The following is a 16,809-nucleotide window of genomic DNA, read 5'->3' on the forward strand; positions in this document are numbered from 1 at the left end:
CAGGTTTCGGGGCCGAAGACGGCGCTGGTTTCATAGGTCTGCTGGTCAATATAGGAATCCCAGCAGAAGACAATGTACTGAGGGGGTTTTTTGACTTTGTTGAACTGGTCGCCAAAACCATGAGCATTTTCAGCCCATTCTTTGACGGAATCTGGGTCAGGGGAAGCCTGGTCAAGCGTATTAAACGTATACAGATAACCATCGGTATCGATAACTCTTGCATGGTTGACCATTGAGGGTAATTCTCTGGGGGTGATAAAAGCGAAGATCCACTTACCATAAGGTAGGGTCCAGTCGCCGCTGGCGGCCTGTTTTGACTGTAAAGGGGGCGACTGATGTGGGCTGCAGCCTGCAGCGGCCAGTAACAGCGCAAGCGCCAGGGCATAAGATATTTTCATCGTTTATTTCCATCCATGTTGTAAATGGTTCTGATCCAGTTAGCGTCCGGTCGGTTGACAAAGCTGACGGTTTCCGAGGCTGATGCTCCACCCTGTAACTCCCCGCTCTGTTTGAGATCCACTGCGTTCCAGTGGGCTGAGCAGTGGATATAGCGGCCGGCAATCCGATCCACCTCTTCTGGTGTAAAGCCAGCGGTGCTTCTGTGCTGACGGGCCGCTTTTCCCATTTCCCGGGCTTGTTCGCACAACGGCTTTAGCGCATCCGGCAGGGCGTGTCTTTGAATTTTATCGACGTCAGCCAATAACGCCCCAGCCTCAACCGCCGCATCGACCATCACCCGCAACGCCACCTTCGACCAGTCGGAAAAGACCGTCCGCTGGCGCAACGTCAGGGCGGTAAAGGTGCGTTTTTGTGGCTGGGTGTAACGGTCAGTAGGTGCCCGCGGGTCCTCCCAGACCTCCGGGGTGATCTCATGGGTGCGTATAATGGGCATGATAGCCGGTGAATGTTCGAGCACACGCAACTGCGCCATCGTCTGCGCGTATATGTGAGACTGCGCCCCGGGCTGGTTCTGCGGCAGGGTTTCCACCTGCGGACGGGTGAGAAAGAGGTCTTCGCGTAGTTGCGGCATATAGCCGCCGCCGATATCGGAGTGCACGCCGGGAAGCGCCAGCTCTGGCCAGGCGGGGGCCACGCTGTTAAGGGCGAAGTTGTAGCGGCACTCGTTCCGGGCGGTAAGATGAAACACCTTTTGCGCCACGCCCGGACGCAGCCGGAGGGTAACGTTGCCGGTGTCGGCGCTGTGTGGGTCGAGTCCGTTGGTTACCGTACCGACAGCCGCCACGGTGTCCATGATGCCGAGAAAACGGGTGTTGCCAGCCGGAGTTCCGCGATAGCTAATTTTGCCCATGCCCGCTGAAATGGCGTTGATAATGGCCTGATCTTCCGCCTGGACACGGTTAGCGAAGTGGCGGGCTGCGGCTGCGCCGCGGCTGAAGCCGAAGATATCGAACAGCAACGCCTCGACTATAAATTTTCCTTCCAGTAGTTTCAGTGCCTTTTTTATCGCTGCACCCAGTTGCGCCACCGCATCATCGGTTTTGGCAATAATCCCGGTTTCTGCGGCGCCCAGTCCCAGACCTATTGGGTTATCGGGTTCACCCGCCCGGGTGCCAATTCCTTCTACATATAGTCTGTTTTGTACATAACTGCTGTCTGCAGGAAATTGCCACTGATATAACTCATTCAACCAGTGAATATTCGTGTAATACCCCAGATAGCTGGTCGCTCCTACCCCGCTGATCCCCATCTTCTCCTGTGCATTTCTGGCAAGAATGCTTTGGGCATCTGGACTCTCAATATCAAAATGCTGCGCGGTGAGCGCCTCAAGCATGTTGCGGGTATTCACGGCGTTATTGCCGGTGCCGTCGAAGAATATCCCCAGCACCAGCGTCACCTTACGCACCGGCTGCTCTGCGGGCAAAATGCTCTTTTGCACCACCGGGAAAAGCCGATCGTAATTGTCCGGTGTCAGCAGGTAATCAAACTCGGTGCAGGCAATCAGATGACGACACAGAATATGATCATAATCTATCGATATATATTCATAATCCATATCGTTCATCTTGGACTCCTGGTGAATAGCCTGCACCGTCGCACCACGAAGTTCGATTAAGTAATATTTTTCCATGCGACCGTATCGATTGATGCGGTATATATCAAACCTCATTTTAAGACGTTCATTATTATTAATAGCATTGCAGAATAACGGAGAGCTTTTATCCAGGAGTTTGCAAAAGCGCAGGCCGAGGTGCTTAACGCCGCCTTGTATGCTGCTTTGCGCCTGCGTCAGGCTGAAGACAAAGATACTATCTTCATGCGCTGACTGATAGCGATTGCCCACGGAGGCCTGCGAGTTACAGCCTGCAGAAATCGGTCCCTGAATATCACCCTCAAGCGTTAAATAAATAAGGCTGCTCATTTATTTTCCTTTAAGGAGGTTTTTACTCAGGAAGAAGCGTAATGATAAAACGGATAAAATAACCTGCCATCAATCAAATTAAGTCGCAAATTTAGTTTATTATTTAATCGTAAAAGGAAGCGCTAATAGAAAAAATAGCCTGCCTTCTCTCTGCCTGTGATGGCGATACTGCCGCATTCGCGGCCCTTTTCTTTGTGACTCAACACGCCAGATAGGGTAGTATCTGCGGCAATATTGCCCTTCAATAGAGGGGTACAAAGTTGAGGAACCACGATTAATGAGCGATATGGCAGAGCGCCTGGCGCTGCATGAATTCACGGAAAACGCCTATCTGAACTATTCCATGTACGTCATCATGGACAGGGCGTTGCCGTTTATTGGCGATGGTTTGAAACCCGTTCAGCGTCGCATCGTATACGCGATGTCCGAACTGGGGCTGAATGCCAGCGCCAAATTTAAAAAATCCGCCCGTACCGTCGGTGACGTGCTGGGTAAATACCATCCGCACGGCGACAGCGCCTGCTATGAAGCGATGGTGCTGATGGCGCAGCCGTTCTCTTACCGTTACCCGCTGGTTGACGGGCAGGGGAACTGGGGGGCACCGGACGATCCGAAATCCTTCGCGGCGATGCGTTATACCGAATCCCGTCTGTCTAAATATGCGGAAGTCCTGCTGGGCGAACTCGGTCAGGGAACGTCGGACTGGGTGCCAAACTTCGACGGCACCATGCAGGAGCCGAAGATGCTGCCTGCGCGTCTGCCAAATATTCTGCTGAACGGCACGACCGGTATTGCCGTTGGTATGGCAACGGACATTCCGCCACATAACCTGCGTGAAGTGGCAAAAGCAGCGATTACTCTGATTGAGCAGCCGAAAACGACGCTGGATCAGTTGCTGGATATCGTGCAAGGGCCGGATTACCCGACCGAAGCGGAGATCATTACTTCGCGCGCGGAAATTCGTAAGATTTACGAGAACGGACGAGGCTCCGTACGTATGCGTGCGGTATGGACGAAAGAAGACGGCGCGGTGGTGATTTCCGCGCTGCCGCATCAGGTTTCCGGGGCAAAAGTGCTGGAGCAGATCGCTGCTCAAATGCGCAATAAAAAGCTGCCGATGGTAGACGACCTGCGCGACGAATCGGATCACGAAAACCCGACCCGTCTGGTGATTGTCCCGCGCTCTAATCGTGTGGATATGGAGCAGGTGATGAACCACCTGTTTGCCACTACCGATCTGGAAAAGAGCTACCGTATCAACCTGAACATGATCGGTCTTGATGGTCGTCCGGCGGTGAAAAACCTGCTGGAGATCCTCACCGAATGGCTGGCGTTCCGCCGCGATACCGTACGTCGCCGCCTGAATTATCGTCTGGAAAAAGTGCTCAAGCGCCTGCACATCCTTGAAGGTTTGCTGGTGGCGTTCCTCAACATTGACGAAGTCATCGAAATTATTCGTCATGAAGATGAACCTAAGCCTGAGCTGATGTCGCGGTTTGGCATTTCTGAAACCCAGGCTGAAGCCATCCTTGAGCTGAAATTGCGCCACCTTGCCAAACTCGAAGAGATGAAAATCCGCGGTGAGCAGGATGAGCTGGCGAAAGAGCGCGATCAGTTGCAGGCCATTCTGGCTTCCGAACGTAAAATGAGTAACCTGCTGAAGAAAGAGCTGCAGGCCGATGCAGACGCCTATGGCGACGATCGTCGTTCTCCGTTGCAGGAGCGCGAAGAAGCGAAGGCGATGAGCGAGCACGACATGCTGCCATCTGAGCCGGTGACCATTGTGTTGTCCCAGAGTGGCTGGGTGCGTAGCGCGAAAGGCCACGACATCGATGCGCCAGGATTAAGCTATAAAGCGGGCGACAGCTTTAAGTCGGCAGTGAAGGGTAAGAGCAACCAGCCGGTGGTGTTCGTGGACTCGACCGGACGCAGCTATGCCATCGACCCGATTACGCTGCCGTCGGCGCGCGGTCAGGGTGAACCGCTGACCGGGAAGCTCACGCTGCCGCCAGGCGCGACGGTTGAGCACATGCTGATGGAAGGCGACGATCAGAAACTGCTGATGGCCTCCGATGCGGGCTACGGTTTTGTCTGTACCTTCAATGACCTGGTCGCACGTAACCGTGCGGGTAAGGCATTGATTACGCTGCCAGAAAATGCGCGCGTGATGCAGCCGGTGGTGATTGAAGATGAAACCGACATGCTACTGGCTATTACTCAGGCTGGCCGCATGTTGATGTTCCCGGTGAGCGATTTACCGCAGTTGTCGAAAGGCAAAGGGAACAAGATCATTAATATCCCTTCAGCGGAAGCGGCGAAAGGCGAGGATGGCCTGGCGCAACTTTACGTGCTGCCGCCGCAGAGCACGCTGACCATCCATGTCGGTAAGCGCAAAATCAAACTGCGTCCTGAAGAGTTGCAGAAAGTGACCGGAGAGCGCGGCCGTCGCGGCACGCTAATGCGTGGTCTGCAGCGTATCGACAGCATTGAGATTGACTCGCCTCGACGCGCCAGTCACGGCGACAGCGAAGAATAACGCTACCGTCCGGCTCTCCCTGTTAAAGCCCAGGGAGAGCCAACGTTAAAAATTCCCGTGAAACCGTTGTTTATTCGTGCGTTGCGATTAACAATACGCTTTTCCAGAGAGCCGCCCTTAACAAAGCCCTAACCTGATACCGCGTGATGAATCAGGTGACGTAAAATGCCAGGCTCTTAGGCCTTAGAGGTTGTTATGCTATATATTTTTCGTTTAATTATTACTGTTATTTACTGCGTTCTGGTCTGTATTTTCGGTTGCATATACTGTCTGTTCAGCCCACGAAATCCAAAACACGTTGCAACGTTCGGCCATATGTTTGGCCGCCTGGCTCCCCTTTATGGCCTGAAGGTCGAGTGCCGCATGCCGGCAGACGCGCAGAACTATGGTAATGCTATCTATATTTGTAACCATCAGAACAACTATGACATGGTTACCGCTGCGAATATCGTTCAGCCGCCGACGGTGACGGTAGGTAAAAAAAGCCTGCTGTGGATCCCTTTCTTCGGGCAGCTGTACTGGTTAACCGGTAACCTGTTGATTGACAGAAACAACCGCGCTAAAGCGCACAGCACCATTGCTGCCGTGGTGAATCATTTCAAAAAACGTCGCATTTCTATCTGGATGTTCCCTGAAGGGACGCGTAGCCGCGGTCGCGGTCTGCTGCCGTTTAAAACCGGCGCGTTCCATGCAGCGATTGCTGCTGGTGTCCCGGTCATTCCGGTGTGCGTTTCCACAACCTCGAACAAGATAAAACTCAATCGACTCAATAATGGTCTGGCAATTGTCGAGATGTTGCCACCGGTGGATATTAGCCACTTTGGGAAAGATCAGGTTCGTGAACTGGCAGCGCATTGCCGCACGCTGATGGAACAAAAAATCGCAGAACTCGATAAAGAAGTTGCTGAGCGGGAAGCCGCCGGTAAGGTTTAATCCGCGCAATTCGGGTTTTTTACAGGAAATGACTTCCTGCGTGTTAATAGCCAGTTTTTTATGGAGTTTATATGTCATTCAGTCGGCGTCAGTTCATTCAGGCATCGGGGATCGCACTGTGTGCAGGTGCTGTTCCGCTGAAGGCTAATGCTGCCGGTCAGCAACAACCGTTACCCGTGCCTCCGCTGCTGGAATCCCGCCGGGGGCAGCCGCTATTTATGACGCTGCAACGTGCGCACTGGTCCTTTACACAAGGCACGCGCGCACCTGTATGGGGAATTAACGGCCGCTATCTGGGACCGACAATCCGTGTCTGGAAAGGGGATGACGTCAAGCTTATCTACAGCAACCGTTTGACTGAAAATGTCTCAATGACCGTCGCCGGGTTGCAGGTACCAGGCCCGCTGATGGGCGGCCCGGCGCGTATGATGTCTCCTAATGCGGACTGGGCGCCAGTGCTACCGATTCGCCAGAATGCCGCCACGTTGTGGTATCACGCCAATACGCCAAATCGTACCGCCCAGCAGGTTTACAACGGTCTTGCCGGGATGTGGCTGGTTGAAGATGAAGTGAGTAAGTCACTGTCTATTCCAAACCACTATGGCGTGGATGATTTTCCGATCATTATCCAGGACAAGCGCCTGGACAACTTTGGCACGCCGGAATACAGCGAGCCCGGTAGCGGTGGTTTTGTTGGCGATACGTTACTGGTCAACGGGGCGCAAAGCCCGTATGTCGAAGTCTCCCGCGGCTGGGTGCGCTTGCGTTTGCTGAACGCGTCAAACTCGCGTCGTTACCAGCTGCAAATGAGCGATGGCCGTCCGCTGCATGTGATTTCCAGCGATCAGGGTTTTTTACCTGCGCCTGTTTCGGTGAAGCAGCTCTCGTTGGCTCCGGGCGAGCGTCGTGAGATCCTGGTGGATATGACGAATGGTAATGAGGTCTCTATCACCTGTGGTGAAGCGGCCAGTATTGTCGACAGGATCCGCGGGTTCTTTGAGCCTTCCAGTATTCTCATCTCCACGCTGGTATTGACGTTGCGCCCGACAGGTCTCCTGCCGCTGGTGACTGACAGCCTGCCAATGCGCCTGCTGCCAACGGAAATCCTCAGCGGTTCGCCGATTCGCAGCCGTGATATCAGCCTGGACGACGATCCTGGCATCAACGGTCAGCTGTGGGACGTCAATCGTATGGATATTACTGCCCAGCAGGGCTCCTGGGAACGCTGGACGGTGCGGGCGGATATGCCCCAGTCCTTCCATATTGAAGGTGTTTCGTTCCTGATCCGTAATGTGAATGGCGCGATGCCGTTCCCGGAAGACAGAGGCTGGAAAGATACTGTCTGGGTTGATGGCCAGGTTGAATTACTGGTTTATTACGGACAGCCTTCCTGGGCCCATTTCCCGTTCTACTTTAATAGCCAGACGCTGGAAATGGCGGATCGTGGCTCAATCGGACAGATGTTGGTGAACCCGGCGCCGTAATGCGCCGGGGTATTCGTTACGCCCGCCAGAACATGCGCGAGAACAGGATCAGAATGGGGTAAATCTCCAGACGCCCCATGATCATGGCCGCGCACATTAGTAGCTTTGCTTCCTCGTTTAAGGTGCCAAATGTCGTGGCGGTGACGCTAAATCCCAGCCCCATATTGTTGATGCAGGCGGCGACGGTGGCGAAAGAGGAGAAGAGATCGTAGCCCATCAGATTGAGCGCCCAGATAAAAAAGCTGGTGAACAAAACGTAGAGAAAGAAAAAGCTCCATACCGAACGCACCACCCGGTCGCTTACCACGCTATTGCCCACTTTGATATTCAGCAGGGCTCGAGGGTGCGCGAGCTGATGTAACTCCTGACGGCACTGCTTGAACATAATCAAAAAGCGTAGCACCTTAATCCCCCCGCAGGTCGAACCCACACAACCGCCGAAGAAACTGGCGCTGAGCAGCATGAAGATCGTGTGCGAAGGCCACTGCGCGTAATCCGCCGTCGACAGGCCATTATCTGTCAGCATCGAACTGGCCAGAAAAAAAGCATGCACCAGGCTGTCCGTTAATCCGTACATGCCTGCCCGCCAAACTTGCCAGGTGGCGATCAGAGTGACCACCAACGCAATAAGCAAAAAGAAACGCAATTCGGCATTACGACGAAAGGGTTTGAAGGTACGTTTCACGATAGCAACGTACCAGAGGGTGAAGTTAAACGCAGACAGCAGTGAAAATATCCCGGCGACAAGCTCAATGGCATGGCTGTTATAAAAGCCGATGCTCTCGCTGCGAGTGGAAAATCCGCCGAGAGAGACCGTCGACAGCCCGTGGCATAAGGCGTCGAAAAACGACATCCCGGCAGCCCAGTAGGCCAGAGTACAAATAAGACCCAGAATGACATAGGTCATCCACAGCGTGCGTGCAGTATCAGCAAGTCTTGGCGTGAGGCGTTCTTCTTTAAAAGGGCCCGGCATTTCAGACTGATACAGCTTCATGCCACCAATACCCAGCAGCGGCAATACCGCCACGGCGAGGACGATAACACCCAGACCGCCAATAAAATTGAGCTGAGCCCGATAGTACAGATACGACTTCGGCAAGGCGCTGACGTCATCAATCACCGTTGCGCCTGTAGTGGTAATCCCAGAAACTCCTTCAAACAGGGCATCCGCAAAAGAGAGGTTTAAGCCATCGTCCATCCACATCGGCATCGCGCTGATAAACGAAAACAACAGCCAGAACAGGACGATAATGACGAAACCATCCCGGGTGCGCAGTTGAATCCCCGCATGTTTGGTTGCCAACCACGCCCCGCCGCCGAGGGTGAAGAAAGTCATAAACGTGCTGAAAAAAGCGAACAAGCTCCGCTCTTTGTTTAACAAAGCGATGAGCATCGGCGGCAGCATAGAAAAGCTGTAGAGAAGAACCAGAAATCCGCACAGGTGAACAACAACCCGTAACTGGGAAATATGCAGTGAATCGTTGAGTCGCAATGAAAAATCCCCCGCCGAAAAAGAGTTATCTCAGCTGGCTGGCATGGTGTTAATTATGATTGATAAAAATGATCGTCGTAAAATTTAACAATTTATATAACTTTCTACTGGTCTGGTTCAGACTCCACTTCATTTCTTGCCGACATACAGCGTATAATCCTCGGCCTTTGATTATTTTTTTACCATTTTTGGAAGCATTATGAGCGCAATATCCCTGATCCAGCCGGACAGAGACCTTTTCTCCTGGCCGCAGTACTGGGCTGCCTGTTTTGGCCCGGCACCGTTTTTGCCGATGTCACGCGACGAAATGGACCAACTTGGCTGGGATAGCTGCGACATCATTCTGGTTACCGGCGATGCATACGTCGATCATCCCAGCTTTGGCATGGCAATTTGCGGACGTATGCTGGAAGCACAAGGCTTTCGCGTAGGGATTATCGCCCAGCCGGAGTGGAACAACAAAGACGATTTTATGCGTTTGGGTAAACCGAACCTGTTCTTTGGTGTGACCGCAGGCAACATGGACTCGATGATCAACCGTTACACCGCCGATCGCCGACTGCGCCATGACGATGCCTACACACCGGACAACGTTGCGGGCAAACGTCCGGACCGCGCCACGCTGGTCTATACCCAGCGCTGTAAAGAAGCATGGAAAGATGTGCCGGTTATTCTCGGCGGTATTGAGGCCAGCCTGCGCCGTACCGCGCACTATGACTATTGGTCTGATACCGTTCGTCGCTCTGTTCTGGTGGATTCCAAAGCCGACATGCTGATGTTCGGCAACGGCGAACGTCCGCTGGTGGAAGTGGCGCATCGTCTGGCGATGGGCGAAACCATCGATCAGATCCGCGACGTGCGTAACACTGCGATTATGGTTAAAGAAGCGCTGCCGGGCTGGAGTGGGGTGGATTCCACGCGCCTCGACACGCCGGGTAAGATTGACCCGATCCCGCATCCGTATGGTGAAGATCTGCCGTGTGCTGACAACAAGCCGGTCGCACCGAAAAAGCAGGAAGCGAAAGCGGTAACCGTACAGCCGCCGCGCCCGAAACCGTGGGAAAAAACCTACGTGCTGCTGCCGTCCTTCGAAAAAGTGAAGGGCGATAAAGTGCTGTATGCGCATGCGTCGCGTATCCTGCACCACGAAACCAACCCAGGCTGCGCGCGTGCGCTGATGCAAAAGCACGGCGATCGCTACATCTGGATCAACCCGCCAGCCATTCCGCTCTCTACCGAAGAGATGGATAGCGTCTTTGCGCTGCCGTACAAACGCGTGCCGCATCCGGCGTATGGCGACAGCCGCATTCCGGCCTATGAGATGATCCGTTTCTCGATCAACATTATGCGTGGCTGCTTTGGCGGCTGTTCGTTCTGTTCGATCACCGAGCACGAAGGTCGCATCATCCAGAGCCGCTCTGAAGACTCGATCATCAATGAAATCGAAGCCATTCGCGACACCGTTCCAGGTTTTACCGGCGTGATTTCCGACCTCGGCGGCCCAACGGCGAACATGTATATGCTGCGCTGTAAGTCACCGCGCGCGGAGCAGACCTGCCGTCGTCTGTCATGCGTCTACCCGGATATCTGTCCGCATATGGACACCAACCACGAACCGACGATTAACCTTTATCGTCGTGCGCGTGATTTGAAAGGCATTAAAAAGATCCTCATCGCTTCGGGCGTGCGTTATGACATCGCGGTTGAAGATCCGCGCTATATCAAAGAACTGGCGACCCACCACGTTGGCGGCTATCTGAAGATTGCGCCAGAGCATACCGAAGAAGGCCCGTTGTCGAAGATGATGAAGCCGGGGATGGGCAGCTACGATCGCTTTAAGGAATTGTTCGATACCTACTCTAAGCAAGCGGGTAAAGAGCAGTACCTGATCCCGTACTTTATTTCCGCGCACCCGGGTACGCGTGATGAAGATATGGTGAATCTGGCGTTGTGGTTGAAGCAACGTCGTTTCCGTCTGGATCAGGTGCAGAACTTCTATCCATCGCCGTTGGCGAACTCCACAACCATGTATTACACCGGGAAAAACCCACTGGGTAAAATTGGTTATAAGAGTGAAGATGTGGTGGTGCCGAAAGGTGATAAGCAGCGTCGTTTGCATAAAGCCCTGCTGCGTTACCACGATCCAGCCAACTGGCCGTTAATCCGCCAGGCGCTGGAAGATATGGGTAAAAAGCATCTGATCGGCGGTCGTCGCGAATGTCTGGTCCCGGCGCCTACGCTGGAAGAGATGCGCGAAGCGCGTCGCCAAAACCGTCATACTCGCCCGGCATTGACCAAGCACACACCGGTGGCGCATCAGCGCCAGACGCCAGCCGCAAACAAAAAACGCGGGAAAGTGGCAGGGCGCTAATCTGCCTTGCCCGGTGGTGAAACGCTTATCAGGTCTACGAATAGCACGATTTTGTAGACCGGATAAGGTGCTTGAACCGCCATCCGGCAGAGAGACTCAGTATTTATGCTTCACGAATTCTGGCCGCTAATGCGGCCAGTTTTGCATCATCCGCCCGTTCATGATCGTGTGACGAAAGATATCCTTCATACTGCTCGAAAAATTTGTTCTGCCGCGCTTCAATCGGTTTCCAGTGAGTTAGATCGCCAGTGCCATGCATGGGGCTTAATTTGCTGTGCACATGGTCTACGCCGAAACCTTCGAAGAACATCCCCGTACGACTGACATCCGGGAAAGCCTTATCCAGTTTCTTAGCCACTTTTTGGGTCGCCAGCATCAGATCAGCCAGTGCCTGCGGCGGCATATCGAAGGCATAGCTGGGATAATGCTTTTTCGGGATCACCACGGTAAAACCGTCGGTGTTCGGGAAAATCGACAGAAAAGCCAGATGATGCTCGTCTTCCCAGACCTTATGGCAGGGTGCTTTACCTTCAACTATTTGACAGAAAATACAGGTCATTCCTTTTCTCCGCAGGTAAGGTGATTCGTCAGGACGCAGTCAGTTTAGTACAGACCCAACACCTTCCACCACATCAGACCCACGGTGATAAACACCGCCTGGTTAAACAAGCTGATGATAAATCCTGTACGCCACCAGACGCCCGTTGGAACGTACCCGGCACCAAACAGGATTGGACCGCGAGCGTGGGTGTACTGGGTGAGCGAGCAGTACAAACTGCTGGTGAAGGCCAGCATTAATGCCGTGGGGGCTGCGGGAATGTTCAGATGCAGACCGACACCAAGGAAAACGGCGTACAGCGCGGCAATCTGTGCATTACCGCTGGCAAAAAAGTAGTGGGTATAGAAGTAGGCGGCGTTCAGCAGCAGCAGGACGATCACCCAACTGGTACCGTGCATAGTACTGCTCAGGCTATCGCCGATCAGATTGCCAAACCAGGTGGTGAAGCCCAGTTTTTTCAGCTGGTTCGCCATCATCAACAGCGCGGCAAACCAAATCAGTGTGTCCCATGCGCCTTTCTCGCTCTTCACATCTTCCCAGCTCAGAACGCCGCTTAGCAATAAAATGGACAGTCCCACGAACGAAGCAGTGGTGGCGTCGACGCCTAACGTATCGCCAAAAATCCACAGCACCAGCAGTACGCCGACGGTAGCCAGCATCAGCCATTCGCCGCGAGACATACTGCCCATTTCCGCCAGCTCTTTGCGCGCCAGGTTAGGGGCATCCGGCGTGTGTTTAATTTCCGGGCGCACGATCCAGTAGACCAGCAGTGGAACCAGCAGTAAGGACACCAGGCATGGCAGCAGAGCCGCCATAAACCAGCCGCCCCAGGTCAGCGTGACGCCCGCATTGGCCGCCAGCTTCACCGCCAACAGGTTGCCGGTATAGCCGGTCATAAAGAGCGCGGCGGTGACGTCGTTGACGTTGCCAATACAGGTGATAAGAAAGGTACCGATTTTACTGCGGGACTCATCTTCCGGGTTCGAATGGAAACTGCGTGCCAGAGAGTCAGCAATCGGATAGATGACGCCGCCGCAGCGTGCTGTATTACTCGGCATTGCCGGGGAGAGGATCAGATCGGCAAAGGCCAGACCATAGGCGAGTCCCAGCGTGCGCTTGCCGAGCAGACGGATCATCTGCAGCGCAATGCGTCGTCCGAGGCCGGTTTTGATAAACCCGCGGGCAATCATAAAAGCCACGACGATAAGCCAGATAAGTGAACTGTTCAGCTCACTCAGTGCCGTGGTGATAGCGCCGCTGGCGGTTTTATCTCCGGCAGCATAGGCGAGCGCGAATACCGTAATACCAATAATGCCGACCGCGCCGATGGGTAATACTTTAGCCACAATAGAAGCGATGGTGGCGACGAAAATAATTGCCGAATGCCAGGCTGGCGCACTTAGCCCGGAAGGTGGAGTAAGCTGCCACAGTCCGGCAGAAATGAATATTATAAGAATTAATGGGAGCCATTTGACTCCGCTGCTTTTTTTCTCAGTCACGTTTACGCACCTATGGATATGGTGAATATATTCATCAAATAAATATATTTATTTAATAATTAACAGGTTATGTTGCGTAATGCTGCTCCAGCGACTGCAAGAAATACATCAATATATATGTGTGAATTGTTTCCTGATATTTCAAATCAGTAAAGGCCCGACGAGAGTGTCGGGCTGGAGGAAGGGGTTAACCGCCGAACTGATCCGGGTCTGGCCCCAGACGTTTGCCCTGATCGAGTTTCGCGATTTCGCCTAATTCGTCTTTATCCAGGCGGAAGTCCCAGACGTTAAAGTTTTCTGCGATACGCGCAGGGGTGACCGATTTTGGAATCACCACCAGCCCGCTATCCAGATGCCAGCGGATGACAATCTGCGCCGGTGATTTGCCATATTTCTCAGCGAGGTCGCGGATGATCTTTTGATCAAAGACGTCTTTGCCGCCCTGCGCCAGCGGGCTCCAGGATTCGGTCTGGATTTTATGCGTTGCGTTCCAGGCATGCAGTTGGCGCTGTTGCATAAGCGGATGAAGTTCGATCTGGTTAATCACCGGAGGTACGCCGGTTTCATCCATCAACCGCTGGAGATGATTGATCTGAAAGTTGCACACGCCGATGCTCTTAATCAGACCTTCTTTTTGCAGGTCGATCATGTTTTCCCACGCTTCAACGTAGTGGTCGATCGCCGGAACCGGCCAGTGCATCAGGTATAGATCGAGGTAATCAAGTTGGAGTTTTTCCATGCTTTCGAGCAAGGCTTCCCGGGGGCGTTTTTGGTCATCATTCCACAGCTTGGTGGTGATGAATAACTCGTCCCGTGGTACGCCAGCATCGCGTATTGCTTTGCCGACACCTTCTTCGTTTTTGTACGCCGCAGCGGTATCAATTGAGCGATACCCCACTTCCAGCGCTTTATGAATGGCGGTGATGACTTCTTCGTTGCTTGCCTTCCAGACCCCCAGGCCCAGTTGTGGCATGACGTTACCATCCTGTAGCTTGATAATGGTTGGACTGGTCATAATTCCCCCCCACACTTAATCCTTCAGGCTGCCTCTTTGTTGGCTGCTTGCGTTTACCCCGGTCACGTACTTATGTACGCTCCCGGGGATTCACTTAATTGCCGCCTCGATGCACCATGAATGATTGGGTGTAAATTGAGTTCACCGGGGCAGCCCCCGGTGAGTTAGGTGTGACTTAAGCCTGGTATAAATACCCAAAAACGAAAGGCGGAGGTTAAAAAACCTTAGCGGGCAGCTTCGTAAATCCGACGGCTGACTTCAAGCGTAATGTCCTGATGTTCGCCCAGTTGCGTACCACCGTGTGCTTCCAGTTTTTCCAGCAATGCCGGGATGGAGCTACCGTCCAGGCCATAGTCAGACAGGCGAGTGGGTACGCCCATTTGTTCGAAGAAAGCGCGGGTAGCGGCAATGGCGGCGTCGATGCGCTGGTCGTCGGAACCTTCGGTGATATTCCAGATACGCTCTGCGTATTGCAGCAGTTTGGCACGCTTGGTATCACGTTTTTCATTCCACAGCGCTGGCAGAACGATGGCCAGCGTTTGAGCATGATCCAGACCGTGCATTGCGGTCAGTTCATGGCCCAGCATATGCGTTGCCCAGTCCTGCGGTACGCCTGCGCCAATCAGGCCGTTCAGCGCCTGGGTTGCCGCCCACATGACGTTCGCACGCACGTTGTAATTTTCCGGCTCCTGCAAGGCTTTCGGACCTTCTTCTACCAGCGTGAGCAGAATGCCTTCGGCAAAGCGATCCTGAATTTTCCCGTCTACCGGATAAGTCACATACTGTTCCACGGTATGAACAAAAGCATCCACAACGCCGTTTGCAACCTGACGCGGCGGCAGGGTGTAGGTGTAAACCGGATCCAGTACGGCAAACACTGGCTGCACGAACGGGGTCATAAAGGCCAGTTTATCGCCGGTGGTTTTACGCGAAATTACCGCGCCGGAGTTAGATTCAGAGCCGGTTGCAGGCAGGGTTAATACGGAGCCCATCGGGATGGCGCTTGTTACGTCGTTGCCGTGGGTTTCCAGAATGCGCCATGGATCGATGCCATCAGCGTACTGTGCCGCTGCCGCGATGAATTTGGTGCCGTCCAGCACTGAACCGCCACCTACCGCCAGCAGAAACGTCACTTTCTCATCACGCACGATTTTTACTGCGTTCATCAGCGTTTCATAAGACGGGTTTGGCTCGATACCGCCAAACTCCAGCACATCCAGGCCTTTCAGCGCGTCCTGAACCTGTGCCAGGACGCCAGTTTTTTTCACGCTGCCGCCGCCATAGGTAACCAGTACGCGAGCGTCCTGAGGAATTTGATCGCGCAGCTCAGCAATCGCGCCTTTACCAAACAAAATACGTGTTGGGGTATGGAGATTAAAGTTGTTCATTGCTCGTTCCCTTTGGTGGGTAATAAAAGAGGGCAGGTGAGTGTCTGCCGGATGATGAACATTGTGGTCGCCCGCCGCGTTGCTCTCAATGCTCATTTCTGCCGATGTCTTGCCCATTTCTACAGACTGCTGGAGAAAACGGATAAATCTGCGCATTATGTCAAGGTCGAAAACCGATGATGAAATGGTGCCCCATGAACCGTGATGAGATCTGTCTTCTGCTGACAGATAAAATTAAGCAGCTGAAAAGCAATGAAAATAGACTTAACGAACTGCTGCCAGATGTCCGCCTGCTACACGGTACGGAGCCGGCGGCGCGTACACCGGTCATGTATCAGCCAGGCATCATATTTCTCTTTTCGGGACATAAAATTGGTTACATCAATGAGCGCATTTTTCGCTATGACGCCAACGAATACCTGCTGCTAACCGTACCTTTACCCTTTGAATGTGAAACCTATGCGACGCCGGAGGTTCCTCTGGCCGGTATTTATCTGAATGTCGATATCCTGCAATTGCAGGAGCTGCTGATGGACATTGGGGAAGACGAGCTGTTCCAGCCCGCCATGGCGGCCAGCGGGATTAACTCTGCAACGCTCTCTGACGAAATTCTCTGCGCTGCTGAGCGCCTGCTGGATGTGATGGAGCGACCGCTGGATGCGCGTATTCTGGGGAAACAGATTATTCGCGAGATCCTCTACCATGTGCTGACCGGACCGCGCGGCGGCGCGTTACTTGCGCTGGTCAGTCGCCAGACGCATTTCAGTTTGATAAGCCGGGTGCTGAAGCGGATTGAAACCAAATACACCGAAAACCTCAATGTAGAACAGCTGGCGGCAGAGGCGAACATGAGCGTGTCGGCGTTTCATCATAATTTTAAAGCGGTGACCAGCACGTCGCCGCTGCAATATCTTAAGAGCTATCGCCTGCATAAAGCACGGATGATGATGGTTCACGATGGGATGAAGGCCAGTGCGGCAGCCATGCGCGTCGGCTATGAGAGCGCATCGCAATTCAGTCGGGAGTTCAAACGTTTCTTTGGCGTAACGCCGGGGGAAGATGCGGCAAGAATTCGTATGATGCAGGGGAGTTGATTTCTTGTAGGCCTTAAAACTGCGCGCCATCAGGCAAAATGCCGGGAATTACCCCGGC

The 16,809-nt window shown here is 53.5% G+C and carries 12 protein-coding genes; 5 read left to right on the forward strand and 7 right to left on the reverse strand.

What is annotated here, in order from left to right:
• Together OGY09_RS06545 and tssD are read right to left on the reverse strand one after the other, a co-directional pair.
• Positions 1 to 398, reverse strand: a 398-nt coding sequence (locus tag OGY09_RS06545) for a DUF2931 family protein (protein ID WP_213786721.1), incomplete at its 3' end; no start/stop codon positions are given.
• On the reverse strand, positions 395 to 2,380 hold the full coding sequence (gene tssD / locus OGY09_RS06550) for a type VI secretion system tube protein TssD (protein ID WP_032945023.1): 1,986 nt from the start codon (positions 2,378 to 2,380) through the stop codon (positions 395 to 397). The genes tssD and OGY09_RS06545, both read right to left, overlap by 4 nt.
• A gap of 277 nt (positions 2,381 to 2,657) precedes the next feature.
• Here tssD and parC point away from each other — a divergent pair, with 277 nt between their 5' ends.
• The 3 genes from parC to ftsP all read left to right on the forward strand — a co-directional run bounded on the left by parC (position 2,658) and on the right by ftsP (position 7,333).
• Complete coding sequence (gene parC / locus OGY09_RS06555; protein ID WP_003828391.1) at positions 2,658 to 4,916, forward strand: DNA topoisomerase IV subunit A; 2,259 nt, start codon at positions 2,658 to 2,660, stop codon at positions 4,914 to 4,916.
• A 195-nt stretch (positions 4,917 to 5,111) separates the two neighbouring features.
• Complete coding sequence (gene plsC, locus OGY09_RS06560) at positions 5,112 to 5,849, forward strand: 1-acylglycerol-3-phosphate O-acyltransferase (RefSeq protein WP_003024540.1); 738 nt, start codon at positions 5,112 to 5,114, stop codon at positions 5,847 to 5,849.
• A 71-nt stretch (positions 5,850 to 5,920) separates the two neighbouring features.
• Positions 5,921 to 7,333, forward strand: a complete 1,413-nt coding sequence (gene ftsP / locus OGY09_RS06565; protein WP_032945022.1) for a cell division protein FtsP — start codon at positions 5,921 to 5,923, stop codon at positions 7,331 to 7,333.
• A 16-nt stretch (positions 7,334 to 7,349) separates the two neighbouring features.
• Here the strand turns inward: ftsP and OGY09_RS06570 are convergent, their stop codons facing one another.
• The gene (locus OGY09_RS06570; RefSeq protein WP_032945020.1) at positions 7,350 to 8,825 is read right to left on the reverse strand and encodes a TrkH family potassium uptake protein; all 1,476 of its coding nucleotides are present in this window, start codon (positions 8,823 to 8,825) and stop codon (positions 7,350 to 7,352) included.
• 199 nt (positions 8,826 to 9,024) lie between these two features.
• Between OGY09_RS06570 and OGY09_RS06575 the strand changes: the two genes are divergently transcribed.
• On the forward strand, positions 9,025 to 11,196 hold the full coding sequence (locus OGY09_RS06575; RefSeq protein ID WP_003024532.1) for a YgiQ family radical SAM protein: 2,172 nt from the start codon (positions 9,025 to 9,027) through the stop codon (positions 11,194 to 11,196).
• Positions 11,197 to 11,299: 103 nt separating this feature from the next.
• Here OGY09_RS06575 and OGY09_RS06580 read toward each other — a convergent pair whose 3' ends face one another.
• From OGY09_RS06580 to yqhD, 4 genes are all read right to left on the reverse strand, one after another.
• On the reverse strand, positions 11,300 to 11,755 hold the full coding sequence (locus OGY09_RS06580; RefSeq protein ID WP_008785817.1) for an HIT family protein: 456 nt from the start codon (positions 11,753 to 11,755) through the stop codon (positions 11,300 to 11,302).
• Positions 11,756 to 11,799: 44 nt separating this feature from the next.
• Complete coding sequence (locus tag OGY09_RS06585) at positions 11,800 to 13,254, reverse strand: DASS family sodium-coupled anion symporter (protein WP_003828381.1); 1,455 nt, start codon at positions 13,252 to 13,254, stop codon at positions 11,800 to 11,802.
• Positions 13,255 to 13,441: 187 nt separating this feature from the next.
• Positions 13,442 to 14,269 (reverse strand): 2,5-didehydrogluconate reductase DkgA, encoded by an 828-nt coding sequence (dkgA, locus tag OGY09_RS06590; protein ID WP_032945014.1) that lies wholly within the window; start codon positions 14,267 to 14,269, stop codon positions 13,442 to 13,444.
• Between the two features lie 224 nt (positions 14,270 to 14,493).
• Positions 14,494 to 15,657, reverse strand: coding sequence for an alcohol dehydrogenase (yqhD, locus tag OGY09_RS06595; RefSeq protein WP_048215537.1), 1,164 nt, complete (start codon positions 15,655 to 15,657; stop codon positions 14,494 to 14,496).
• A 194-nt stretch (positions 15,658 to 15,851) separates the two neighbouring features.
• On the opposite strand from yqhD, the gene OGY09_RS06600 reads away from it, so the two are divergent.
• Entirely contained in the window at positions 15,852 to 16,751 is a 900-nt protein-coding gene (locus OGY09_RS06600; protein WP_032941737.1) for an AraC family transcriptional regulator, read from the forward strand.
• The last annotated feature ends 58 nt before the right edge of the window (positions 16,752 to 16,809 follow it).

Origin of the sequence: Citrobacter sp. Cpo071 (assembly GCF_030332765.1) — a bacterium.
GTDB lineage: Bacteria > Pseudomonadota > Gammaproteobacteria > Enterobacterales > Enterobacteriaceae > Citrobacter > Citrobacter portucalensis.

Coding starts and splice junctions, on each gene's coding strand:
- ftsP (WP_032945022.1), top strand. CDS start 5,921: ATGTCATTCAGTCGGCGTCAGTTCATTCAGGCATCGGGGATCGCACTG.
- plsC (WP_003024540.1), top strand. CDS start 5,112: ATGCTATATATTTTTCGTTTAATTATTACTGTTATTTACTGCGTTCTG.
- yqhD (WP_048215537.1), bottom strand. CDS start 15,657: ATGAACAACTTTAATCTCCATACCCCAACACGTATTTTGTTTGGTAAA.
- OGY09_RS06580 (WP_008785817.1), bottom strand. CDS start 11,755: ATGACCTGTATTTTCTGTCAAATAGTTGAAGGTAAAGCACCCTGCCAT.
- tssD (WP_032945023.1), bottom strand. CDS start 2,380: ATGAGCAGCCTTATTTATTTAACGCTTGAGGGTGATATTCAGGGACCG.
- parC (WP_003828391.1), top strand. CDS start 2,658: ATGAGCGATATGGCAGAGCGCCTGGCGCTGCATGAATTCACGGAAAAC.
- OGY09_RS06575 (WP_003024532.1), top strand. CDS start 9,025: ATGAGCGCAATATCCCTGATCCAGCCGGACAGAGACCTTTTCTCCTGG.
- dkgA (WP_032945014.1), bottom strand. CDS start 14,269: ATGACCAGTCCAACCATTATCAAGCTACAGGATGGTAACGTCATGCCA.
- OGY09_RS06600 (WP_032941737.1), top strand. CDS start 15,852: ATGAACCGTGATGAGATCTGTCTTCTGCTGACAGATAAAATTAAGCAG.